The following is a 333-nucleotide window of genomic DNA, read 5'->3' as shown; positions in this document are numbered from 1 at the left end:
CCTTTACGCCTGGATAAAGAAGTACGGTCCGGACTCATCCACTAATAAAGAACAGTCAGATGCTCAGGCCGAGATCCGCCGACTCCAGAAGGAGTTGAAGCGGGTTACTGACGAACGGGACATATTAAAAAAAGCCGCGGCGTACTTCGCAAAGCTGTCCGACTGAGGTACGCCTTTATTCGTGACAACTCCCGTTGCTGGCCTGTTCGTCTGCTCTGCAGGGTGCTGGATGTTCATCCCAGTGGCTTTTACGCCTGGTTTAAGCAACCGTATTCTCAGCGCCACCAGGTAGATCTGAGACTGACGGGACAGATCAAACAGTTCTGGCTGGAG

At 52.6% G+C, this 333-nt stretch carries 1 pseudogene; it reads left to right on the top strand.

Going from position 1 to position 333, the window contains the following annotated elements:
* Positions 1-333 (top strand): annotated as a pseudogene (locus tag ACSZO1_RS22770) (IS3 family transposase); the annotation flags it as partial.

Source organism: Erwinia sp. V71 (assembly GCF_965644245.1).
Lineage (GTDB): Bacteria > Pseudomonadota > Gammaproteobacteria > Enterobacterales > Enterobacteriaceae > Erwinia.
This window is presented reverse-complemented; position numbering and strand designations above follow the sequence as displayed.